Here is a 23,149-nt window from a genome sequence, read left to right on the forward strand (position 1 = left end):
GATTAGTATTTCAACAATATGTTACCCTTCAATGAAGGCACTATAAAAAATATGCTTGACATTAACAGGCTAACAAGATTACACAATTTTTAGCTTTTTTCGGCAACTGCTCCTTGTTTTCAATTGACCTGCCAAATGAAAAAAGGGAGCGATTAACTCCCTTTTCCGTTCCTTAGGCTTCTGCCAGAGTTTCCGAAAACTCTGAAATTGGAATGCAGCTGCAGAAAAGGTTTCTATCGCCATAGGCGTTGTCAATCCTGCTCACGCTTGGCCAGAATTTGCTGTTTTTGACATATTCAAGTGGAAATACTGCCTTTTCCCTGCTGTACGGTAGCTGCCATGCTTCGGCCAGTGCTACTTTCTGGGTGTGTGGCGCATTTTTCAGCACGTTGATCTCACGGTCTGCCAGACCTTTTTCTACTTCCCTCACTTCTTCCCTTATGCTGAGCATTGCATTGCAGAACCTGTCCAGCTCAATAATTGACTCACTCTCTGTTGGTTCAATCATCATGGTACCGGGCACCGGGAACGACATGGTAGGCGCATGGAAGCCGTAGTCCATCAGCCTTTTTGCGAGGTCTTCCACTTCCACTCCAAACTGCTTAAACTCTCTGCAATCCACAATCATTTCGTGAGCGCACCGGCCATTTTTTCCGGTGTAAAGAATTTTGTAATCGCCCTTCAATCGCTCCTTGATATAGTTGGCGTTAAGAATCGCCATTTTCGTTGCGTTGGTCAATCCTTCACTTCCCATCATAGCAATGTAAGCGTACGATATGGTGAGGATGCTGGCGCTACCGTAGGGTGCCGATGAAATGGAGGTAATGGCTTTGTCTCCGCCTGCCTTTACTACCGGGTTGCCGGGAAGGAAGGGGGCCAGGTGAGCCCCAACACCAATCGGCCCCATGCCGGGTCCGCCGCCGCCGTGAGGGATACAAAATGTCTTGTGGAGGTTGAGGTGGCAAACGTCGGCGCCAATGCGTGCCGGGCTGGTCAAACCAACCTGGGCATTCATGTTAGCGCCGTCCATGTACACCTGTCCACCATTTTGATGGATAATGTCACAGATATCTATGATTTCCTCTTCAAACACACCGTGAGTGGACGGATAAGTAACCATCAGCGCCGACAGATTGTCTTTGTGTTTTTCGGCTTTGGTTTGAAGGTCGTTGAGGTCGATATTTCCTTTTTCGTCGCAAGCTACGATCACCACTTGCATACCTGCCATTACTGCACTGGCTGGGTTGGTGCCATGCGCTGACGAAGGAATAAGCGCCACGTTGCGGTGGTTGTCGCCCCTGTTCTGATGATAAGCCCTTATTACCATTAAACCGGCATACTCTCCCTGTGCGCCAGAATTTGGTTGCAAAGAAACTGCCGCAAAGCCAGTGATCTCTTTTAGCCAGTCCGAAAGCTCGTTTACCAGCTGCTGATAGCCTTTTACCTGGCTTGCCGGAGCAAATGGGTGAATGTTCCCAAACTCGGCCCACGTTACCGGAATCATTTCCGATGTGGCATTAAGCTTCATTGTGCACGAGCCAAGGGAAATCATGGAATGCACCAGAGAAAGATCCTTGTTTTCAAGCCATTTCATGTAGCGAAGCAGCTCGTGCTCCGTGTGGTGCACATTGAAAATCTGATGAGTCAGATAGTCGCTTTTGCGTTCCAGAGGCGAAGAGAAGCTGACATCCACACTGCTCGACTGGCCCTCAAGGTCAAATCCGGAAGTTGGTTTGCCTGCTATTTCGCTAAAAATTGAGAAAACGACTTTCAGGTCTTCAAGCTGAGTGGTTTCGTCCAGCGAGATACCAACATGATCGGAAGAGAAGTACCTAAGGTTTACCCCCTTGGATTCAGCGAGGGACTTGATCGCTTCTTTTTTCCCGGCCGCCTCTACTTTAAGTGTGTCAAAAAACTCGGCATTCAGCTGCTTGAAACCAAGGTGAGCCAGACCAGCATTCAGTAGTCTCGCCAAACCATTAACTCTTGCGGCGATTTCTTTCAGGCCATGTGGGCCGTGATACACGGCATACATGCCAGCCATAACGGCCAGAAGCACCTGTGCCGTGCAAATATTGGAAGTAGCTTTTTCTCTTCTAATGTGTTGCTCTCTGGTTTGGAGAGCCATTCGGTAAGCTTTGTTGCCTTCCTTATCAACTGATACTCCGATGATTCTTCCGGGTATCTGTCTTTTGTATTCGTCTTTTGTAGCAAAGAAGGCGGCATGCGGCCCGCCGTAACCCATCGGAACGCCAAAGCGCTGGCTGTTTCCGACTACCACGTCAGCACCCATTTCTCCCGGAGAAGTCAACAGAGTGAGGCTCAAAAGGTCAGCAGCTACAGCAATCATGAGGTCGCTCTCCTTAGCTGAGGCTATGAAAGGCTTCAGGTCTTTTACCTCGCCGTTGGCATCCGGATACTGAAGCAAAGCACCGTAGAACGAAGTGTCGGTGACGTCGAAAGAAGAAAAAGGAGCAATAACCAGCTCGATGTTTAAAGGCTCAGCCCTTGTGACAAGTAGGTCAATGGTTTGTGGAAAGGTGTTTTCATCCACAAAGAATTTGTGAGCGTCTTTTCTCGATTTTTTCCTTAGCTCATGCAGCATAGTCATGGCTTCGGCGGCGGCTGTGCCTTCGTCGAGTAAGGAGGCGTTGGCGATTTCCATACCTGTCAAATCAGATACCACGGTTTGGAAGTTGATAAGTGCTTCCAAACGCCCCTGAGCGATCTCTGCCTGGTAGGGGGTGTAGGCTGTGTACCAGCCTGGGTTTTCAAGGATATTTCGCTGGATAACTGCAGGCACCACGCAGTTGTGGTAACCCATCCCGATATAGCTCTTGAACACCTTGTTACCTGCTGCAAGTTGCTTGAACTCGTTCAGGAACTGATATTCATTTCTTGGCGTCGGAAGTTGCAGCGGCCGCTCCAGCCGTATCTTTTTTGGAACAGTTTGGTCAATTAATTCATCAATAGACGACACTCCAACAGTTTGAAGCATTGTGGCCAGCTCTTGATCATCTTTGCCGTGATGGCGACTCTCAAAACTAACCCTTTGGTTAACGTTGATCTTCATTAAGTTACCCCCTGAAAATGTGTAGTGATATGAACCTTATTTCTGACTGCAAAGGTATAATTTAATGTGAAGATATTTTGTTCCGGTTTTCAAATAAAATGTGGAATTGGTGTGGGAGGTTTACACGAAAAGAATAAAATTGCCCCGGTTAACCCAAAGCAATCATGATTCAGAAATTTTCATTACTTGTGCTCGCCGTGGTTATTAGCTGTGCAGCGTTTGCTCAGGATAAAAAGGCGATAAAAACCTCGAAGACCATCACCAAGGAAGACCTTTATGCCCGTCTCGAAGTCTTAACTTCCGACAGCCTGGAGGGTAGGGAAACTGCCACAGAAGGTCAGCGAAAAGCAGCAGCTTTTATTGCAGGCCAGTTCAAGCAGTACGGACTACAGCCAATTGTGCCTGAAGCGGATTCAAAATCTTACTTTCAGCGTTTCCCTCTGCAAAAATCTCAATGGACCGATGTTTACGTAAGGGCAGGTGGCACCAAACTGGAGAACGGAACCGATATGTTATATTTTGGGGCTGCCAGTACTGCTGAAGAAGTAACCGCTGAAGTCGTTTTTATCGGAGATTTGGCACAGGCGGCTGGCGTCATCCAGAGTGGGGCTTTTAAGAATAAAATTGTTGCTGTGCGAGCAGAGGACGGCAGGTCATGGCGAGCCATAAGCATGCAGTTTGCAGACGCTGACATTAAAGGCTTTGTTGTTTTTGGTGGCGAGTCGGATACTCAGTTCAAGGCCGCCGTTGATCGGTACAAAAATTACATTACTGCCTCACGACTAGGCCTCAGTAGCGAAGGTCGTAGCAGTAGTGAAGGCCCTTTTGTTTTTATTGTTTCCCCCGATGCGGCAAAGGCTGTCTTTGGCTCGCCTGTTGACGAACTCATGAAGAGTGCCGCTGGCCCAGAGGCTCCAAAGGCCAGCATTAGCTTCAAGGCAGAAAGAACTACTGAAGAGGTAATGACAGAAAACGTACTCGGATTTCTTGAGGGAACGGATAAGAAGGCGGAGGTGCTGGTGGTAACGGCCCACTACGACCACCTTGGAAAAAGAGATGGTGTTATCTACCATGGCGCTGACGATGACGGATCGGGCACGAGTGCCGTGTTGGAAATTGCGCAAGCATTTAGCGAGGCAAAAAAGAAAGGAAATGGCCCCCGGAGAAGCATTTTATTTATGACAGTGACAGGTGAGGAGAAAGGCCTTCTAGGGTCGGAATACTATACTGATCATCCGGCGCTGCCGCTCAGCCAAACCGTTGTCAATTTGAACATCGACATGATAGGCAGGGTAGATGATGCTCATTTAGACAATGAGAATTATATCTATGTGATCGGTTCGGACAAGTTGTCGCAAGACCTGCATCTGCTTTCCGAAAAGGCCAATAAAGATTACACCAACCTTGCGCTGGACTATACCTATAATGATGAGAACGATCCGAACAGGTTCTATTATCGCTCCGACCACTACAACTTCGCCAAGAACAACGTGCCGATCATTTTCTATTTTAATGGTGTGCACGCTGATTACCACCGTCCCACAGACACGATCGAGAAAATAGCGTTCGACAAGATGACCGCTATCACAAAGCTGGTTTTCTTTACAGCCTGGGAAGTGGCGAACAGGGAGGAGCGGATTAGGTTGGATTGAGTCCAAGCATTTTCATGATGAAGAAGAGTAAAATGCCCCCTAAAATGGTGGCAAGCACTGGGTAAAAGATGTTTTGCAGTAATGGTTGGCTGAGATTCGTTTTGACTTTGGTGGACGTCTTGTTTTTTGTGGCTGCTACAAGAGCCTTACCGTCGGCTGTTAAGTAAATAAACTCAGGCATTCTTCCAGAGAACAAAATATCTCCGTTTTGCTCTTTGAAATCTATGCCAGCATCTTTAATTAATCCATTGGCTTTGAGATCATCCATTATTCTACTGAATTCAGAAAAATCGAGTTTAATTTCCTTAGCGAAAGCTACCAACTGTCCGGACGGCACAACACCATCATTTTCATTGATATACTGTAATATTTTATAGATAGGGGTACCCATGCAAATTTTTAAAAAGCTGAAATTGAATGCACACTGACTAAATATAGTCAACTAATTACTCTTTTCCATAGTCTGTTGACCTACTCGTTAGCTATAACTTTAAGTTTGTGCATATTGGTGTTTTCTCGATTAAACGGCCCCCTTCGCCACACCCGTTACTTAGGATCACTTAGTGCACCAAAAAAGAAAAAGGCCCTTGAACTTCAGTTCAAGGGCCTTTTTAGTGTGGTCTAGAAACAACTTGAGGGATCGGCAAAGCCACATCCCCCAAGATCTTTTCAACCAGCTATGGAAAGAAAGACTTATCCATCTTTCTGTATCAAATGTATGCTTTTCACCTCAAACAAAATTTTCGATTAGATGAACCACCCAAATTCTTCGATGAATTCTGTAGATTCACAGATCAACGTTTTTTCCTTTTGTTCTTTTTGGGTGTTGGCTTCTTAAATTGACCTTTCGGATGCTTCTTGTCATGAAAGGCACCTTTGAAATCCGGGTCATCTTTTCTTTTCTGATGATCCACTTCCCTGGCCATGTCTTGCTGCTCTTCGAAAGGGGTTTCTTCAATGATCAAATCTTTCGGCAAGCGGTGTACGGGAATTTGTTTTCGGATAAGCTCTTCTATTTTTCGAAGGTGATATTCTTCAGCAGGGTTAACAAAAGTCCAGGCTGAGCCTGCCTTGTAAATTCGCCCTGTTCGTCCTATCCTGTGCACATAATCTTCGTACAGCACAGGCACATCAAAATTGATAACATGGCTCACCATGCTCACGTCGAGGCCTCGTGAGCTCACATCCGTAGCTACCAGGATTTTGCTGTCGCCAGCTTTAAAGGCCTCAAAAGAGTTGATTCTGGCATTCTGGTCTTTGTTGCCATGAATCACCTTTACAGATGGATTGATTTTTCGGTGTATAAATTTATAAAGGTTGTTGGCAGTGTCTTTTGTTTTGGTGAATATGATGACTTTGTCGATGGCTTCTGTTTGATGCAGAAACCAGTTGAGCATGTGAATCTTCGTCTTGAAGTTAGGTATGAGATACACCCGCTGTTCAATTGTTTCGAGCGTACTCGACTGAGGGGCTACTTCAACTGTTTGAGGAAACTCCAGAAACTCCTCTGAGAGCTTCACTACTTTTTCGGGCATGGTGGCAGAAAACAACATGTTTTGCCTCTTGACGGGAATCACCTCCAGTATCTTCCTTATCTGCGGCATAAAGCCCATGTCCATCATTCGGTCAGCTTCATCCAGCACGAGTGTTTTAATTTGGCGTGGATGAATTGCCTCTGCGTGATAAAGCTCGGTGAACCGACCGGGGGTGGCCACGATCAAGTCCACACCTTTTTTCAACTCTTCGATCTGAAGCTTTGGCCCTTTTCCCCCATAGAGGCCCACTACCCGAAGGTCGGTGTAGGTAGCCAGCTTTCGGGCATTCTCCTCGATTTGCATTACAAGCTCCCGGGTGGGTGCCAGAATGAGTGCTCTCGGGTCGTTGCCTTGCGCATACTTGATTTTCAATAGAATGGGAATCAGGTAGGCCGCTGTTTTGCCCGTGCCCGTCTGCGCTATTCCGAAGAGGTCGTGGCCTGCGTTCGCCACAGGAATGGCCTTGGCCTGAATAGGAGTGGGCGATTTATAACCCAAATCGGCGATAGCGTTCAGGAGCTGCTTATTCAGCTTGAACGATTCGAAGCCAGCCGACTCCTCCATAAAATTTTTGTTATCTATCATGCCAGAGCCCCCTGTTTGGGTATATAAATGTAAATTTGCACATCAAATAGTCCATCCTATGAAGACGAAGCTGATTGTAAATGCAAATATAGTGAACGAAGGCAAGGTACGTGCCGCAGATGTGTTGGTGAAGGGGCAGTATATCGAAAAGATAGGTTCGCACCTGACCGATGACGCTGACGAGGTGATAGATGCCGACGGCAAATACCTGTTGCCTGGGGTAATCGATGACCAGGTGCATTTTCGTGAGCCGGGACTCACTCATAAGGCTACCATTTATACAGAGGCCAGGGCGGCTGTGGCCGGCGGAGTCACATCATTTATGGAAATGCCGAACACAGTGCCCAATGCATTGACTCAGCAGCTGCTGGAGGACAAATATGAAATTGCCCGGCAAACATCTCTGGCTAACTACTCTTTTTTCATGGGAGCCAGCAACGACAACCTGGAGGAAGTATTGAAAACAAATCAAAAGAATGTGTGCGGCGTCAAGGTGTTCATGGGTTCTTCCACAGGTAATATGTTGGTAGACAATGAGAAGGTGCTGGAAGGACTTTTCAGCAAGGTAGACATGCTCATAGCCACGCACTGCGAAGACGAAGCCACTATCAAAGCTAACACCGAAATATTCAGGAATAAGTATGGTGAAGATGTGCCTATTGAATGCCACCCTCTCATTCGGAGTGAAGAAGCTTGCTATCTCTCTTCATCCATGGCAGTTGGCTTGGCAAAGAAGCACGGCACCAAGCTACACATCCTGCATATTTCTACGGGAAAGGAAACGGCGCTATTCGACAATTCAATTCCTCTGGCAAAAAAAAGGATAACGGCTGAGGCATGCGTTCACCACCTTTGGTTTTCGGATGAAGACTATGCGAGTAAAGGAACACTTATTAAGTGGAACCCGGCTGTGAAAAAGGCAAGCGACAGGGAACAGATATGGAAAGCTTTGTTGGAAGACAGAATCGACGTGGTGGCTACTGATCATGCGCCCCACACCTGGGAAGAGAAACAAAATAGTTATTTCAATGCACCTTCCGGGGGGCCGTTGATTCAACATTCGCTCGTGGCCATGCTTGAAAAGCACCGGGAGGGTAAAATAAGCATGGAGCGGCTGGTGGAAAAAATGTGCCACAACCCAGCTATTTTGTTTCAAATAGAAAAGAGGGGCTTTATCAGAGAGGGCTATTTTGCTGATTTGGTGATTGCCGATACTAGCTCAACCTGGATGGTGGAGAAATCAAATATCCTGGCCAAATGTGGATGGTCGCCTTTTGAAGGGCAAATTTTTCATTCAAAAATTGACACTGTCCTTGTTTCGGGGCACAGAGCCTATCACAAAGGCCAATTGGATGAAACTAAAAAAGGTGAAAGATTATTATTTACAAGGGACTAAGTGCTTTGCAAAATTGATGAATGCCATTAACTTTGCAGTCCCAAAATTACATGGTGGTTGTAGCTCAGCTGGTTAGAGCGCCTGATTGTGGTTCAGGAGGTCGCCGGTTCGAACCCGGTCTTCCACCCTTGTGAAATGAAGAAGCCCTCGCAGAGGGCTTTTTTTATGCTCTATTTTTTCCCAACGAGTCAAATATCATTTTTCGTTTCCGGTTTCAATGATTTACTTGACATGACTTTAACCCGTTGTGCGATGAAAAAATTGATCTTTTCTTTTCTTCTCAGTTTTTTGGCAATCCCACTGGTGGCTCAGCCACAAGCATGGAACATTCAACGAGAAGTGGTCAAAATTCCCATGAGGGACGGAGTCAACCTGGAGGCTATTCTGTATAAGCCAGCAGGAGAAGGCAGGTTTCCCGCCATTGTGTACAGGACGCCCTATGGCAAAGATGAGTATGATGGTTACGCCATGTTTCCGCTTGCTGCAGCAAAAGAAGGGTTTGCCGTCTTTCTGGTGGACGTTAGGGGGCGTTTCGGGAGCGAGGGGGAATTCAGAGCTTATCATCAGGAGCGGCCCGATGGCTATGATTTAATAGAATGGGTGGGCAAACAGCCCTATGTGAACGGAAGAGTCGGCACCTATGGGGGCTCCTACCCGGGCATTGTTCAGTGGTTGTCATTGTCAGAGGCACCCGGGGCGCTTAAAGCTGCGGCACCCGACATGACCCCTATCAATAGCCACTATTTTTATTATTTCGGCGGAGCCTTTTCTCTTGTTTGGCTCGACTGGTTTATGCCGTTCATAGTCCCTGACCTTCGTAAAAAAGCCAATGACACCTCTGGCCCTTGGCTGGATAACGACGCCTACGAACCGTGGGCGAAAGACCGGGATCAATGGTACAAGTACAGGCCTCTGGCTGAAATGCCCTTGCTTCAGAAGTACGCCCCATATTATTACGATTGGCTCTCGCACCCTGACAAATCAGACTGGTGGGACTTTGCCTCGGTAGAAAAAGACTTTGAGAAAATGCAGGCACCTGCTTTGCTTCTCAGTGGCTGGTACGATGCTGCCTATGGGCCCCTAGGTGCTATTCAGGCTTTTCAGGAAATGAAAACAAAAGCCGCTACCGAGGTAGCCAGAGAACAAACCACACTGATTCTTGGCCCATGGAACCACACGTCGGTAACCGTGAGGAAGACAGATTTCGGAGAAGTCAGCTTTGGGCCGTCGGCTGGCTTTGACTTCGACAGGGTTTTGATCGACTGGTTCACCATTCAATTAAAAGAAGAGGAGGCTCCCATGCCTGACCCTGTGAGTGTTTTTGTGATGGGCGCTAATGAATGGAAAACGTTTAGCGACTGGCCCGTACCCAATATCGAAAGCACCACGTTTTATTTGGTCGCCGGTGCCAACAACAAAAGTGGTGAACTTGTATTGCAGCCGTCAAAAAGGGCGAAAGCCATGTCTTACACCTTTGATCCAAATAATCCCGTGTATGATAAAAGTTTCGAAAAAAGCTATCCCTTCGACCAAAGAGCAATCGAAGCCCGGGAGGATGTGTTGGTGTTTACCTCTGAAGTTTTGCAGGAGGACATCGAAGTAATCGGCCTGGTGGAGGCTGCGTTGGCGGTTAGCTCATCGGCTAAAGACACTGATTTTCATATAGTGCTTTGCGATGTCTATCCCGACGGCAAGTCAATTAACCTGAGTGGGCTGGATGCGGGCTATTTAAGGATGCGCTACCGGGAAGGGTTTGACAAGCAGGTGTTGATGGAGCCGGAGAAGGTTTACCCAATATCTATCGACAACATGGCGACGGCTAATTTGTTCAAGGCGGGACACCGTATCAGGCTGTACATTACCAGCAGCAGCTTTCCGCATTACGACCCGAACCCGAACACAGGAACTAATATTGCCACAGAAACAAACCTGATTCCGGCTGTCAATAAAGTCTATGTGGGTGGTAAGAATACTTCCAAATTGATCCTGCCAACAGTGAAAAAGTAGCCGCTGCGCTTTTATTTTACTCTAAGCTGAAAGCCGACGCTGTGATGGTTCTCAATTTGAACATTCGGATCGTGTCGGAGATACTTTCTGAGACGTGATACAAATACGTCAAGGCTTCTTCCGGCAAAATAGTCGTCGTCGCCCCAGAGCTGTAAAAGAATTTCGTCTCTTTTCACCAGCTGATTTTTGCGACACACCAGCATGAAAAGCAAGTCGTTTTCTCTTCGGGTTAGCTTGGTCTCACCGTCTTTGAATCGCAAGCGGAGCGTGTCGGTGTCGAGTGTATACTCGCCAATGCCTAGCTGCTGAGAAGTTGGCCTTTCTTCGGTAGGCGTGGTTCTTTTAACAAACACAGCGACACGAAAAAGCAACTCCTCCATACTGAATGGCTTGGTGATGTAATCATCTGCTCCAATGGAGAAGCCCTTCAGCTTGTCTTCCTGAAGCGAGCGGGCTGTGATGAAAAGGATTGGAACGGATGAATTGGTCGCCCGGATGCTTTTTGCCAATGTGAACCCGTCTACTTTTGGCAGCATAATGTCCAGAAGGCATAGGTCGAAAGTGTTGGCTTTAAAAAATTGCTGAGCATCCAGCCCGTTTGTGGCATGAACCACCTCATAGCCACCTTGCTCCAGATTGTCCTTTAGCACGAAGCCCAGGCTTGGGTCATCCTCTACCAACAACAGCTTTGGCCTATTTTTCATGAACCACTGGGATTTTGATTTGAAAAGTCGTTCCCCTACCGTGTGTTGAACTTACTGTAATGTCACCGTTATGGGCTTTGACTATTTGCTTTACGTAAAACAGGCCCAACCCGAAACCTGAAACGTCCTGCACATCCCCATTTGGCACCCGGTAAAATTTCTTGAAAACGTGTTTCAACGATGGAGCAGGAATACCCCTCCCCTCGTCTTTAAATAAAAGAAGTACGTCGTGGTCAGTGTCGGTAACATCAAGTGTGATGACGGGGGCGCCCTCGGAATACTTAATGGAGTTGTCAAGCAAATTGCCCAGCACATTTTGAAAGTGGAGGGCGTCGGCTTTTATCTTACTGTCATTGCAATCGCATTTGAGCTGCCATTTGCCGTTAACGGTTTGCATTTTTTCGCTGGCAGTTTGGTCAAACTCCTTTAGCAGGTCGGCTACCGACTGTACCTCCATATGCAATTGCAGCTTGTTTTTTTCTACCAACGCTATTTGTAGCACCTCTTCCACATGGCTTTGCAATCTGTCGGCCTCTTTTTCGATCAAAGAAGCGTATTTGTGAAGCCGTTCTTTCGAGTCCTTTTCATTGGCCGACCGGATTACTTCTGCCGACAGCTTAATGGTCGACAAGGGAGTCTTGAACTCATGTGTCATGTTGTTAATAAAGTCCCGCTGAATTTCTGAGAGTCTTTTTTGCCTTGTCATCACAACCATGGCGTAGGCGAAGAACCCTATCACAAGCAGTAGCCCTCCCGAAGAGTACACCAGAAAGTCCATCCTGCCCAGAAGGTACCCTTGTCTTGAAGGAAACAGCACCCCAAAATAATACTGGTCTTCTTTTAGTGACGGGAAGCTCGCCTTGACCAGTTTCCCTTTGTTTTCTGAAACCTGATTTCCATATACCATGAGTTGCGACTGGCAATCGTATATGCCATACTCAAAATCGGTGAAAATATTTCGCTTGTTCAATTCGGCTTTCAGGAAGTATTCCAGGGTTCGGGGCTGTAATACCTGCGAAGTTCGTACGATATAGTAATTAGCCGATATCTGCTCAATGGGATTGTACGCTGGCACATCAAGGCCATCGGTTTGGCACAGCGACTCGACAACATTGCGTAGTGCGAGATGAAGATTATGGTCGAAAGTTCTGGATTCGGCAATGTAGGCCTGCCTGATCCAAAGAAATTGAATCAGCAGAACCCCGGCTACTGAGAGTGCTCCGAGTGAGGTGATAAGCCTGATTGAACGAGTCCTCATGATTCAAAATTAAACAATCCATTGATGAACAGTGTGTCATTAACATTTCATTAACACTTGTTATGCTTTCATTAACAGCCTTTTAAAGCTTCAGTACGGACATTTGAATCATTATTTATTTTTTCACTAAAACACATTAATTATGAAAAAGAACATTGTTGCACTAGCAGGGCTCTTCATCGCCTTTATCGCCCTTTCAAGTTTTCGTCCAACCGCCGAGTCATTGTCATTCAAGGCAATGACTTACGACTTTGGTAAGATCGAAAAGGGAGCTCCCGCAAGCCACAACTTTGATTTTACGAACCCCTCCAGCGAGTCAATTACCATCACTAAAGTGACAGCATCTTGTGGATGCACCGTAACGGACTATACGAAGGGTAGTATTGGAGAGGGTAGTGAAGGGTTTGTGAAAGCTACTTATAATGCTGCAAAGACAGGGGCTTTTAGTAAGACTGTGAGTGTCTATCACAGTGGATCCGAAGCCCCAATTGTGCTGACCATTAAGGGAGAAGTAGTAGAATAATAGTATAAGGGTATAGTCGCTGATTTCTGTTTCAGTGCTATACCCGTCCATTTTTTAACCTGACCTTGAAAGACGAAGATGGTAAGCAAGAAGCCCATGAAGTACTTTACCAACCCAAAAGACCTGCCTACAGGAATTCGCAATGCATTGACTATAGTGGCCGTAGTCGTAGGAGTGGCGGTGGGCATAACTGCCATTTTCGAAAAGCCCATCATCAAGGCAGCGACCGACTTTTTTAGCGCTTGCTAATCCGACCTCCCCATTTAAGCCTTTGTTTATTTCGAATTGTTTCTCAAACTTTGCTGGCTAGCAAGTCGCACGTTGCAGCTTCGATGTGTCATTTGGGAAGTTAGCTCAGTTGGTTTAGAGCACCGCCTTGACAGGGCGGGGGTCGCAGGTTCGAGTCCTGTACTTCCCACCAATGCAGCCGATAACAACCCTGGCTTCCAGAATACAAGTTTCCACCCCGCCTATCTAAACAAGGTTTTGATGTCATTTAGAATCGCTTTTTATGCCCTTTGCTTTATAGCTTTGGCAGCTTGCCATGGCAAAAGCGATAGGAGTGACTACGCTGAGGAAAAGGCGAGAGCACCCTTCGAAGCAGCTACCTCGATGGGAGTCATAACAGAAAGTAGCCTCGACGAAATTTCAGGGATAGTAGCCAGTCGAAAATACCCCGGCTTTTATTGGGCGCACAACGATAGCGGAGGCAGTCCTTCTGTTTACCTGATCGACAGCATGGCTCAGCTCAAAGCTGAAGTAAGGTTGCAGGGAGTGATCAACCGTGACTGGGAGGATATCGCCATTGGCCCAGGACTGGACGAAGGCTATTTGCTTTACGTTGGTGAAACTGGTGACAATAGAGCTGCTTATGGCAATTATTCAATCTATTCGTTTCCGGAACCTGAATTGAATATATCCGAAGGCGTTCAATCCCTCGGTATCAGCGATTTTTCCACATATCAATTTCAGTATCCTGATGGTGCCCGGGATGCGGAAACCTTGCTGGTCGACCCCACCAATAGTGACATCATTGTTATATCTAAAAGAGGGGACAATGTTATTGTTTATCACTGGCCTTTTGCGGAGCAGACCCCCGAACCCTATGTGCTGCACAAGGTGGGTGGCATCCCGTTCTGGATGATTGTGTCGGGAGACATATCGCCAGATGGACAGGAGCTTTTACTTAAAAACTACGAATCGATATTTTACTGGAAGAAGGAGCCAGACGTTCCCTGGCTGGAAGCGATCAAGGCAAATCCACATCGGCTTCCCTACCAACCCGAACCGCAAGGGGAGGCAGTTGCGTTTACAGTAAACGGCCATGGCTATGTTACCTTAAGCGAGGGAAAAAACTTTAACGGCCCACAACACTTCTACTTATACCACAGGAAACAGCAGATTAAGTAGCATATTGTTCAAATCTGACTAAAATCAGGTTTTCTGAATATTGAGGTCATGTCAGGCGGAATCGGGATGCTTTAAGTTTACTCTTAATTAGCAACCTTGTAATCCTACAAAGACATGAACATCAAAAACATACTTGTACCGACAGACTTCTCTCCGTGTTCAAAGAACGCCGTTAGAATTGCGGTAGACCTTAGCAAGAAGCTGGGTGCAAAAATCCACCTTATTAACGCCATTCATGTGCCAACGCCCCATATGGACATTGGTGGCCAGGCCATGATTGAACCAATGCTGGAAGAGTACGAGGAGGAAATAGACAAGAAATTCGACGCTTTGGATGAAGAAATTCCAGGGTTGAAGGATGTTAAGCATGATCATAGAGCGTATATATCTTTCACCATTGACGCTATTTATACGGCGATGGAAACCAAGAAGATTGATATGATTGTGATGGGCACAAAAGGCAGTCATGACACGCTTGAGAAGCTGCTCGGCGGGGTAAGCAGCGAAGTGATTCGAATTGCTGATGTGCCAGTGCTGGTGGTGCCTGAAACTACCAAACAATTCAAACCGAAGAAGATAGTATTTGCTGCTGACTTCAATAAGATAGAGTCAATAGGAAGGCTAAGTCCGTTGAAGGATATTGCCGAGCTTTTCGAAGCTGAAATCACAATAGTCAATGTTACTGAGGATGACAAATTTCCATTTAGCCGCCTGGTGGAGAGCTTCAAAGTCGACAAATTTCTTAAGAACATTAAGCACTCTTTCGAGACTACAAAGAATGATGACGTAAGGGCCGGGCTTTTTGAATTTGCCGAAAAAAACTCAGCTGATATGATTGCCATGATGCCAAGAAAGCATTCTCTATTTGAAAAGATTTTCAAAAGCAGCGTTACGAAAAAAGTAGCCATGGGTGTCAAGGTGCCTTTGCTCACCTTTCACGAGTAACACAATATAGATGGCTATTTGGCATCAAGACCCTGGGTACAAGCACTCAGGGTTTTTTATTGGCCTTTGAATACAAAACCCAGGGCAAAGCCAATAAGAATTATAATGGGGCGAGGCATTTTAGTGAACTGAAGCACCAGAAAAGTAATAATGATCACCAGAATATTGAGGAGGTTTTGCTCCAGGGGCTGGTAAAGCAAAAAAGCCGCTGCCACTACCATGCCCGCACTGGCGGCGTTGATCCCCTCCAGTGAGGCTTTCACAGGCCGGTATTTTTTAAGCTGATCCCAAAATCTGGATACGAAGAAGATCAGGAAAGTGCCTGGGAGAAACACACCTACAGAGGCGATAACCGCACCCATTATTTCACCGCTTGTCCCCCATTCTCGCATCGTCAGCGCACCAATAAAGGCACTGAAGGAAAAGGTAGGGCCGGGAATGGCTTGCACCAGGGCGTAGCCCGAAAGAAACTCCTCTGAGCTGAGGTAGCTTTTAAATTCAACAAACTCTGTATAGAGAAATGGAACAAGCACCTGTCCCCCACCAAAGATGAGGCTTCCGTTCCGATAAAAGTTCTCAAATAGCCTTATGGGCAGCGTAATGGCCTGGTACTTTGTAGCTGCGCCAAGTAGGGCTGCAAATATCAGCACGCCTGCCCAAAGGAAAAAGTTGGCCCATACGATGTTTATCTTTTGACGCTCTTCTTTTTCGTGCCTTTTGTATTTGGTGGATGAAATTACCCCACCTGCAAGTAAGAGTACAGGGAACAAATAGGGAGAGCTGATAAAATAGGAGATTACTGCCGACCCAATGGCTAAAAAAATGCTGGTTCGGCTTTTTATCACCTTGCCCCAGATAAGCACGGCAGAATAGGCAACGAAGGCTATCGCCATGGGCTGGATGAACCGGGTAAAATGGAGGCTGAGCTCTTTCACCTGTAGGCTGTTGATCAGGATGGCGGCCGCCGTCATGATAGTCACAGCTGGCAAAATCCAAACCAGCAGTGTCAGATATGCCAAAGGCGGCCCTCCCCTTTTGAAGCCTATAGCGGTAATTGTTTGTGTAGAGGTGGGGCCGGGTAGCAGGTTGCACAGCGCATGAAGCTCTATCAACTCCTCTTCCGTTAAATATGCCCTGAGCTTCACCATCCTGTCGAGAATGATGGCAAAATGTGCTTGAGCACCGCCAAATGAAGTGATGGCGAGGATGAAAACGTCTTTGAGAAAGATGAAATTGCGAATATTGCGCATGGCAATACTATTTCTTGAGGCCTATTTCAGCTAACCTCTGTTGGAGGAAGGCTCCAGCTGTTATGTCATCGTATTTTTTAGGATGTTCACTATCAACACAGCTTTCCAGGCAGGTGAGATCCATATCGGACCGGGGATGCATAAAAAAAGGAATCGAATACCTTGACGTATGCATGAGCGCTCTTGGTGGGTTTACTACCCGGTGGATAGTGCTTTTAAGCTTGTCGTTGGTCAACCTGGCGAGCATGTCGCCAACGTTCACAACCAACTGCTCAGGTAGTGCGGTAATTGGAATCCACTTTCCGTCCCGCCTCAAAACCTGGAGGCCATCGGCACTGGCTCCCATCAAGAGCGTAATTAGGTTGATGTCACCATGTTCGGCTGCCCTTACCGCATCGGCCGGAATGGCGTCGGGATTCTCAATCGGAAAATAATGAATCGGTCTCAGGATACTGTTCCCATTTTTTACCCTTGATTCAAAATAGTCTTCCTCTAGCTCAAGATACAATGCAATGGCTCTCAGCATCGCTCTTCCTGCATTTTCAATAGTTCTGTAAGCTGTCAGGGCAATTCCTTCGAATTCTGGATTCTCTTCAGGCCAAATATTGTCAGGGTACTCCTCTTTGATCGGGTCGTTGTCGGTTACTTCCTGGCCGATATGATAAAACTCTTTTAAATCGCCGGTCGACCTTCCCTTCGCATGCTCCTTTCCCTTGGAAATATACCCCCTTTGACCAGCCAGCTCCGGCTTTTCATATTTTTGTTTTACTGCGTCAGGTTCGTCAAAGAACTTCTTGATGATACTGTAGAGCTTTTGCTGTAATTCGTCGGTCAAGCCGTGATTTTTGATAGAAACAAAGCCTATGTTGTTGTATGCTTCCCCGAGTTTCTCAACAAATTCTTTCTTTTTTTCAGCGTCTCCAGAAGTGAAATCAGCCAAATCGAGAGAGGGAACCGCATCAAATAGGACCTGGGCCATAGTTGCTTGTATTTTGTATAATGATAGTGAAAAACGAAAAAAAAAGCCACCATACTAACTTTCAAGTCACGTTGACTAAGTATGGTGGCTTTTTAGCTGTTTTATAGAAATTACTTCACGGTAATCTTGATGCTGGCGGCCATGTCAGGTCCATACGATGTGTGTACTCCATCAGCAAATTGCAGCGAGATAGTGTAGTCGCCTGGAGCAAGCTCAAGCTGGGTGTCAGTCTGGCCTTTGCCAAAATGAATGGTTGAATCACTGGCGGGAATTACCTCACCTTTTGGCCAAAATTCCTGATTGATAAGTATGTGATGATGGCCAAATCCTTCTTTTACCTGTCCTGCTGGTTCAACCTGCATGCCTTCCACACCCATTTCCACAAATACAGGGCTGCTTACCGTGGCTCCGTCGGCAGGAGATTTGAAAAACACCCGGGGCTTAACTGCTTCGGCAACAGTTTCTGTTGCTTCCGGAGTGCTGGCCGTCTCTTCTGTGTTTTCTGTTTTTGGGCTAGAGCATGCATATACACCAAATGCTACCATAGCTCCTAAAAGAATTTTTCTCATAATTGACAATTTTTGTTGGTTCGTGTAAAATTATAACTCTTACCACGAAATAACCATCATAGTAGCAAATAGATTCGTGAGGAGACGCTTAATGAAGAATTTGTCGCAATACCTCCACCGACTTGAGTGAGCCCAGGGTGCCCAGGTGGTGATCGTAGAAGCTGATGACATTTTTCAAGGCCTCTCTTTTAATTTCCAGTGTGGCTTTCATTTCATGATTGTAAGGAGCGTGGTACAAAAACTCAATGAATGCCAGGACTTCCTTTGAGAGCACATCACTTTTCGTCAGGTGATAAACTTGCTGGTACAGGTCTTCAGTGTTCACCAGGTCAAAACCCAGGTACTGTGTAAACTTAACAAGGAACTGTAGGTGAAAGCTTTCGAAATTGACGCTCAGCGTGTCGAACTCTTTGAGCGACTTGGCCACAAAATCAAACTGACCAGCATGATCATGCTCGTTTTCCCTTACGATCTTGCTCAGTACCTCACCCAAAAAGATGCCGATAGTCGTTTTTCGTATTTCAAAGGGAATATGTTGATACGGATAAAAACACTTTATTTCTGAAATACGATTGAGTTGCGCTCCGTCTTTATGATAGATTACCAAATCCAATAATGTGAGTGGCTGGTATAGCGCCATCTTTCCTTTTGATTTGGCCGACCTTACTCCATTAACAATGTAAGACTGCAAACCAAAATCCTCGGTATAAATGCGGGAGATAATCGACGTGTCCCGGTATTTGATGTAGTTGATAGCGATGCCACGGGTTTTCTGTAGCATGGCTCTAGTTGATTACAGCGATTTTTCCGACCACTGATTGACTGCCGTCTCGTGTGGCGGCAAACACAATGTAAATGCCGGAGGAGACTCTGGCTCCATTGTAGTCGGCCAGGTTCCAGGTCGCTGTTCCGCCTGTGCTGACCATTTCTCTGACCAGGCGACCTGCTTCGTTGGTGATTTTCACTACTGCATCGTAGGCGAGACCCTCGATGGCCACCACACCATTGAAGCCAGGCCTCACAGGGTTTGGGAAGATCTTTGCCTTTTGCATGGCCTTGCTCGGAGCTGTTGCCGTTGTTCTGTACGACACCAGTCCACCAGAAGTAAGCACGAAGAGCTCACCCGAGCTATTATTAATTGTCAATTGCTGCACATCGTTGCTGGCTAAAGGGCTACTTTCTCTGGTAAAAGAGGTCAGAGTTCCCGCCCCATACTCATCGAGAAGGAACAAGCCTTTGTCTGTACCAATCCACTTTCTGTTTGCTCCGTCAATTTCTATCGCCTGAACGGCTTCTTCGTTCAATACAAAAGCGTTCTCTGCCACCGGATAGGAGATCAAAAGGTCAACTGGGTCGAACACTTCGTAGGTGTTGGCTACAATGGTCAAGCCGCCTGATGTTGCCAGCCAGGTATAGTCATCTTTGTCGAAGGCGAGGTCAGCCACCGTTGACGAGTTCAGACCCGATCCAGTATTGATGATTCTGTATTCTTTCGAATCGATGTTGAAAACAATGACTCCGCTATTTGACGAATGTGGCAAAATGCCCCAGAAATCGCCAAAGCTGTTTTGCTGAAGAGATACGGCTGGCGGTGCTGTATTGGGAATAAAGCTAAGAGGTTCCCAGCTGCCATCGGCAAGCATCATCATGTACTTGTTGCTGGCCTGATTGGAGGAGATAATCAGGTTGTTATTTTGATCTACGGCCATGGATGTCACAGGCACAAAGCCGTTGGTCGCCTGAATGAGGCTGCCCGGCGTTTGGTGGTCTATGAGCTTACCGGAGCTGTTTTGAATGATGCCTTTTCCATAGGCCAGGACATAAAAATCGTTGGAGCCACTTGTAGAGACAACGGATGATGCGTCCTTGAAAACAGAAAGATCTCCGGGCTGAACGTTCGTCCAGCCTTCGGTGCTAAAAATCGACACGGATGCGTTTCGGTTAAATGGAATAAGGCCATTATACTCAAAACCGCCACCGAGGCTAAAAACTGTATTGCCGATCGCCGAAACATCGGCAATGGTACTTTCGAACGGGCCATTCAACAAATAGTAGGCGATTCCCTCTGCGGTAGACTGGCCCAAACCATTTTTTTCATCTGCAAACCAGATGGTTCCACCGTCGACAAAGGCGTCTGCCACCACTGAGCTGTTTCCCAGGGTAAAGGCAGAGGTTTGCCCATTTACAGATCGTTTGGAGAGTTGGTTTCCTTTTCCATACAGCAACTCTCCATTTTGGAGCGTGAGAAACTCGGGTTTAGTAGTAAACGTGATTTCCTCCCAGCCTCTTCCTTCATTTACCCATAGCCGCCCCTGCGTGCTGGCAGCGTAGGAAATTTCTTCGGAAACTTCAATGAGATCAATTTGACCTACCCCCTCAAGCGATCGCTTCCAATTACGGAAGTCAAGCAGGTTAGCATTGGTTCGGTGGCCTGAAATGATGCCGGCTGTGGTAGCAAGCACAATGCTGTCTCCTTTAATGCCTCCGTCCAGAATGCCTACGGTCGTTCCGTTCCTTCCCAGCTCCCGATAGTCATTCACAACCTGAAATGAGTGCAGGTCAATTTCCAGCATGCCAAAGCTGGTAGTAGCGAAAAAGGTTTCTTCCCCGACGAAGATATTGTTAATGACTTTACTGGAAGTGATATTGGCACGCATCAGGTCGTTGACATTAATAGTCTCTGACTCTTTGAGGATATCAATATTGCCATTGGCATAGCCAATGAGAAGAGAGCTGCTTGACTCATGCGCCGCAAGTGCTGTGATACCCACATCGCTTAAACCATTGGCTTTGGTGATTTTTCTGATAGCCATGTTTTCACCGTCAACCTCTATCAGGCTATGAAAGGCGTTGCTGTAGATTTGTTCCTTTAGCTTGACTACTCCATATCCCTGGTTATAGTTGAAGTGCGTTCGCCACTGCCCCACAGGTATGTCGTTTTGCCCTTGGGCAACAGCGGTCAACAAGAGAAGTGCAAAAGAGACTAGCGAGCTTTTTCTATTTCTTGTCATTACCCATAGCTTCCCAAAAGCATTTGCGGCACCTTGCTTCATAGGCTTCTTTTTCACCGAGCATTATTTTATTGTTTCCCAACGAAGTACGATATGAGTAGGAAGCAACGTCGCCACAGTTCATACATATTGCGTGAATTTTTGTCACAAATTCTGCGACAGCCATTAGCTGTGGCATACAGCCAAATGGCTTGCCCATAAAGTCCATATCGAGGCCAGCCAGTATCACTCTCTTGCCTTTATTTGCAAGTGCTACACTTACGTTAACGATTTCGTCATCAAAAAATTGAGCTTCGTCTATGCCTACCACCTGGCTCTCTCCGGCCAGCAAAATAACATCGTCGGCAAATTGAACAGGGGTTGACCGGATGCTTCGGTCGTTGTGCGACACCACATTTTTGTCGTGGTATCTTTTCTCAATGGCAGGTTTGAATATCTCCACTTTCTGTCCAGCAATTACCGCCCTGTTCAATCGCCTGATGAGCTCTTCTGTTTTACCCGAAAACATGGAGCCACAGATTACCTCAATCCAGCCCGACCGACGGCTTTCCCTTCCCGACCCTTCTAAATGTGGCTCTATTAGCATTCTTTCCTTTATCCTGTGTAGTCAATATGCGGGAATTTATTCTCATCCGCTACACTTATTTCAATATCGTTCGAGACCCGGCACTGGCAGGCAAGTCGCTCTTTGCCTTCCAGCCTACCCATTTCCACATACTTTTTTTCCGCTTCGGTCAGTTCACCAAGCAATGCCAGCCCTTCATGAACGATCGCCTTGCAGGTTGTACATCGCCCTTTGCCGCCGCAGGCGTGCATCCAGTCAATGTAGTTTTCCTGCAAAATAGAAAGGAGGGTTCGGCCACTATTTTCGCTGAATAGGCGTTTGTTATTCAGGTTTTGTATAACGATCTTGGGCATAAAACTAGCTTTGCAAAAGAAACAAAATATATGCGGGAGAGCAAACTGAATCATGAGGCTATAGAAGCGTTTGCTGAATTGTTTACAAAGAGAGCTTGTGATTCTTTCTTTGAAGGCACTGATACTATTTCGGGGAAGGAAATAGTGGATTTAACTCCTGTAAAGCAGGTGAATTATTTTGTGTTGAAAATTCTTTTTCGCAAATGGCAAAAAGAGACGCTGCGCCTGCAGAGCCCCTATTTTAATTATAAAAATGAAGATGTTCGTAAGGCTCTTCTATCATTTATGAATGCGCTTTCCCAGCAGATAAAGGTTAATAGGGTGAACTTTGAGCCTTTGCTACAGCAAGCTACCAGGGAAGCAATTTTACTGATTGTGACTCCCTACGATTTTTTCAGAGAGGAATTGACCGGGCACGAAAGCGGCAAGCTGAATGACAAGTATTTGAAAAACAGTTCAAAATACATTAAGGTCAATCAAGAAATTTTTGAAAGCTATGTAGCGCTTTTTGAGGAGAAAGCGGAGGGCGAGTTGTCGCATGACGACGCTGTTGTTTTACTCGATGAGCTTTTTGCTGCTGGAGACCTCTCCATGGAAAACCGCCAGGAGTATGAGGAGAGGTTTAGCGAAGTAGCACAGGTTGATTTCTCAACTTTTGTAGAGGAGGAGGATTCGTCGGAAGAAGATGACGACGACAATGATGATGATTTTGATGAAAATCCGGAAGAGGAAGAGAGTGAAACCTCAGAAGACGAGGAGGATGATAGCTCAATGACTGTGGAAGACAGAGGCCCAGCCGAAACGGCAGAAGAGGACGAAGATGATGAGTTGATACGTTTTGTTGACGAGGAGGAAGGCGACGAGGAAGACGAGAAACCCTCCTATGATGCCTTGGAAGAAGTGCAGGAAACGCAGCCAGAGGAGGAGGTTAAGGGCAAGGGTTCATTTGAGTTTTTGGGAGATGAAGAAAGCGATGATGACGCTGAGCCGGATGCTGCACCCTTGAACAAGCAGTTTTCGTCTGAAAAAACGCCGCTCCATGAGCAGCTAAAAGCCGAGCAAAGGCCTTCTTTGGCTGAGGTGCATCAAAGTCAAAAAATTGATAGCATAGCTGGCAGCATCACGGTTAATCAACGCTATATGTTTGTTAACGAGTTGTTTGATGGTGACAGCGACGTTTTTCTGGCCGCAATGAAGAAAGTGGAGGGCTGCGATAGTTTCGACGATGCTGTTGAACTCCTTATCCAAACCTATTCCAAAAAACTGGAGTGGGACATGAACGCTCCTGAGGTAAAGGAGCTCCTTAAAATTGTCTTCAAAAAGTTTCGCTAGCC

General features: G+C 46.5%; 20 protein-coding genes and 2 tRNA genes. 10 read left to right on the forward strand and 12 right to left on the reverse strand.

Annotated elements, in window-relative coordinates:
• Nucleotides 1-172: 172 nt before the first annotated feature.
• Nucleotides 173-3,073: an aminomethyl-transferring glycine dehydrogenase gene (gcvP, locus tag RIG68_RS14140; RefSeq protein ID WP_350123325.1), complete on the reverse strand. Its 2,901-nt coding sequence runs from the start codon at nucleotides 3,071-3,073 to the stop codon at nucleotides 173-175.
• Between the two features lie 164 nt (nucleotides 3,074-3,237).
• Here gcvP and RIG68_RS14145 point away from each other — a divergent pair, with 164 nt between their 5' ends.
• The gene (locus tag RIG68_RS14145; protein WP_350123328.1) at nucleotides 3,238-4,725 is read left to right on the forward strand and encodes a M28 family peptidase; all 1,488 of its coding nucleotides are present in this window, start codon (nucleotides 3,238-3,240) and stop codon (nucleotides 4,723-4,725) included.
• Here the strand turns inward: RIG68_RS14145 and RIG68_RS14150 are convergent.
• Nucleotides 4,712-5,116, reverse strand: a complete 405-nt coding sequence (locus RIG68_RS14150; RefSeq protein WP_350123331.1) for a hypothetical protein — start codon at nucleotides 5,114-5,116, stop codon at nucleotides 4,712-4,714. The two genes, RIG68_RS14145 and RIG68_RS14150, sit on opposite strands and share 14 nt — an antisense overlap.
• 403 nt (nucleotides 5,117-5,519) lie before the next feature.
• Nucleotides 5,520-6,845: a DEAD/DEAH box helicase gene (locus RIG68_RS14155; protein ID WP_350123334.1), complete on the reverse strand. Its 1,326-nt coding sequence runs from the start codon at nucleotides 6,843-6,845 to the stop codon at nucleotides 5,520-5,522.
• A gap of 58 nt (nucleotides 6,846-6,903) precedes the next feature.
• Here RIG68_RS14155 and RIG68_RS14160 point away from each other — a divergent pair, with 58 nt between their 5' ends.
• From RIG68_RS14160 to RIG68_RS14170, 3 genes are all read left to right on the forward strand, one after another.
• Nucleotides 6,904-8,241, forward strand: coding sequence for a dihydroorotase (locus RIG68_RS14160; RefSeq protein WP_350123337.1), 1,338 nt, complete (start codon nucleotides 6,904-6,906; stop codon nucleotides 8,239-8,241).
• 52 nt (nucleotides 8,242-8,293) lie between these two features.
• Nucleotides 8,294-8,369 (forward strand) — tRNA-His (locus tag RIG68_RS14165).
• 124 nt (nucleotides 8,370-8,493) lie between these two features.
• A complete protein-coding gene (locus tag RIG68_RS14170; protein ID WP_350123339.1) occupies nucleotides 8,494-10,248 on the forward strand; it encodes a CocE/NonD family hydrolase in 1,755 nt (584 codons plus the stop codon).
• Between the two features lie 11 nt (nucleotides 10,249-10,259).
• On the opposite strand, the gene RIG68_RS14175 is transcribed toward RIG68_RS14170, so the two are convergent.
• Nucleotides 10,260-10,952, reverse strand: a complete 693-nt coding sequence (locus RIG68_RS14175; protein WP_350123341.1) for a response regulator transcription factor — start codon at nucleotides 10,950-10,952, stop codon at nucleotides 10,260-10,262.
• The gene (locus RIG68_RS14180) at nucleotides 10,942-12,210 is read right to left on the reverse strand and encodes a sensor histidine kinase (protein WP_350123344.1); all 1,269 of its coding nucleotides are present in this window, start codon (nucleotides 12,208-12,210) and stop codon (nucleotides 10,942-10,944) included. Before RIG68_RS14180 ends, RIG68_RS14175 begins: the two co-directional genes overlap by 11 nt.
• 142 nt (nucleotides 12,211-12,352) lie before the next feature.
• On the opposite strand from RIG68_RS14180, the gene RIG68_RS14185 reads away from it, so the two are divergent.
• The 5 genes from RIG68_RS14185 to RIG68_RS14205 all read left to right on the forward strand — a co-directional run bounded on the left by RIG68_RS14185 (nucleotide 12,353) and on the right by RIG68_RS14205 (nucleotide 15,088).
• On the forward strand, nucleotides 12,353-12,733 hold the full coding sequence (locus tag RIG68_RS14185; protein ID WP_350123347.1) for a DUF1573 domain-containing protein: 381 nt from the start codon (nucleotides 12,353-12,355) through the stop codon (nucleotides 12,731-12,733).
• Between the two features lie 78 nt (nucleotides 12,734-12,811).
• Nucleotides 12,812-12,982: a hypothetical protein gene (locus RIG68_RS14190; RefSeq protein WP_350123350.1), complete on the forward strand. Its 171-nt coding sequence runs from the start codon at nucleotides 12,812-12,814 to the stop codon at nucleotides 12,980-12,982.
• A 94-nt stretch (nucleotides 12,983-13,076) separates the two neighbouring features.
• Nucleotides 13,077-13,154, forward strand: a tRNA-Val gene (locus tag RIG68_RS14195).
• 68 nt (nucleotides 13,155-13,222) lie between these two features.
• Nucleotides 13,223-14,143 carry a hypothetical protein gene (locus RIG68_RS14200; RefSeq protein ID WP_350123353.1) on the forward strand — a complete coding sequence of 307 codons (921 nt, stop codon included), beginning with the start codon at nucleotides 13,223-13,225 and terminating at the stop codon, nucleotides 14,141-14,143.
• A gap of 114 nt (nucleotides 14,144-14,257) precedes the next feature.
• Nucleotides 14,258-15,088 (forward strand): universal stress protein, encoded by an 831-nt coding sequence (locus RIG68_RS14205; RefSeq protein ID WP_350123356.1) that lies wholly within the window; start codon nucleotides 14,258-14,260, stop codon nucleotides 15,086-15,088.
• 56 nt (nucleotides 15,089-15,144) lie between these two features.
• Here the strand turns inward: RIG68_RS14205 and chrA are convergent, their stop codons facing one another.
• From chrA to RIG68_RS14240, 7 genes are all read right to left on the reverse strand, one after another.
• Nucleotides 15,145-16,338, reverse strand: coding sequence for a chromate efflux transporter (chrA, locus tag RIG68_RS14210; RefSeq protein WP_350123359.1), 1,194 nt, complete (start codon nucleotides 16,336-16,338; stop codon nucleotides 15,145-15,147).
• 7 nt (nucleotides 16,339-16,345) lie between these two features.
• Entirely contained in the window at nucleotides 16,346-17,317 is a 972-nt protein-coding gene (locus RIG68_RS14215) for an isopenicillin N synthase family dioxygenase (RefSeq protein ID WP_350123362.1), read from the reverse strand.
• Nucleotides 17,318-17,427: 110 nt separating this feature from the next.
• Nucleotides 17,428-17,886, reverse strand: a complete 459-nt coding sequence (locus tag RIG68_RS14220) for a DUF4399 domain-containing protein (protein ID WP_350091912.1) — start codon at nucleotides 17,884-17,886, stop codon at nucleotides 17,428-17,430.
• Nucleotides 17,887-17,974: 88 nt separating this feature from the next.
• On the reverse strand, nucleotides 17,975-18,667 hold the full coding sequence (gene recO / locus RIG68_RS14225) for a DNA repair protein RecO (protein WP_350123366.1): 693 nt from the start codon (nucleotides 18,665-18,667) through the stop codon (nucleotides 17,975-17,977).
• Nucleotides 18,668-18,671: 4 nt separating this feature from the next.
• The gene (gene porZ / locus RIG68_RS14230) at nucleotides 18,672-20,954 is read right to left on the reverse strand and encodes a type IX secretion system anionic LPS delivery protein PorZ (RefSeq protein WP_350123369.1); all 2,283 of its coding nucleotides are present in this window, start codon (nucleotides 20,952-20,954) and stop codon (nucleotides 18,672-18,674) included.
• Complete coding sequence (locus RIG68_RS14235; protein ID WP_350072563.1) at nucleotides 20,884-21,483, reverse strand: thymidine kinase; 600 nt, start codon at nucleotides 21,481-21,483, stop codon at nucleotides 20,884-20,886. Before RIG68_RS14235 ends, porZ begins: the two co-directional genes overlap by 71 nt.
• Nucleotides 21,484-21,491: 8 nt before the next feature.
• Nucleotides 21,492-21,815 (reverse strand): 2Fe-2S iron-sulfur cluster-binding protein, encoded by a 324-nt coding sequence (locus RIG68_RS14240; protein ID WP_350123371.1) that lies wholly within the window; start codon nucleotides 21,813-21,815, stop codon nucleotides 21,492-21,494.
• A gap of 30 nt (nucleotides 21,816-21,845) precedes the next feature.
• Here RIG68_RS14240 and RIG68_RS14245 point away from each other — a divergent pair, with 30 nt between their 5' ends.
• Nucleotides 21,846-23,147 carry a DUF8457 domain-containing protein gene (locus RIG68_RS14245; protein ID WP_350123374.1) on the forward strand — a complete coding sequence of 434 codons (1,302 nt, stop codon included), beginning with the start codon at nucleotides 21,846-21,848 and terminating at the stop codon, nucleotides 23,145-23,147.
• Nucleotides 23,148-23,149: the final 2 nt, after the last annotated feature.

Source organism: Imperialibacter sp. (assembly GCF_040222385.1).
In the GTDB taxonomy this organism is placed as follows: domain Bacteria; phylum Bacteroidota; class Bacteroidia; order Cytophagales; family Cyclobacteriaceae; genus Imperialibacter.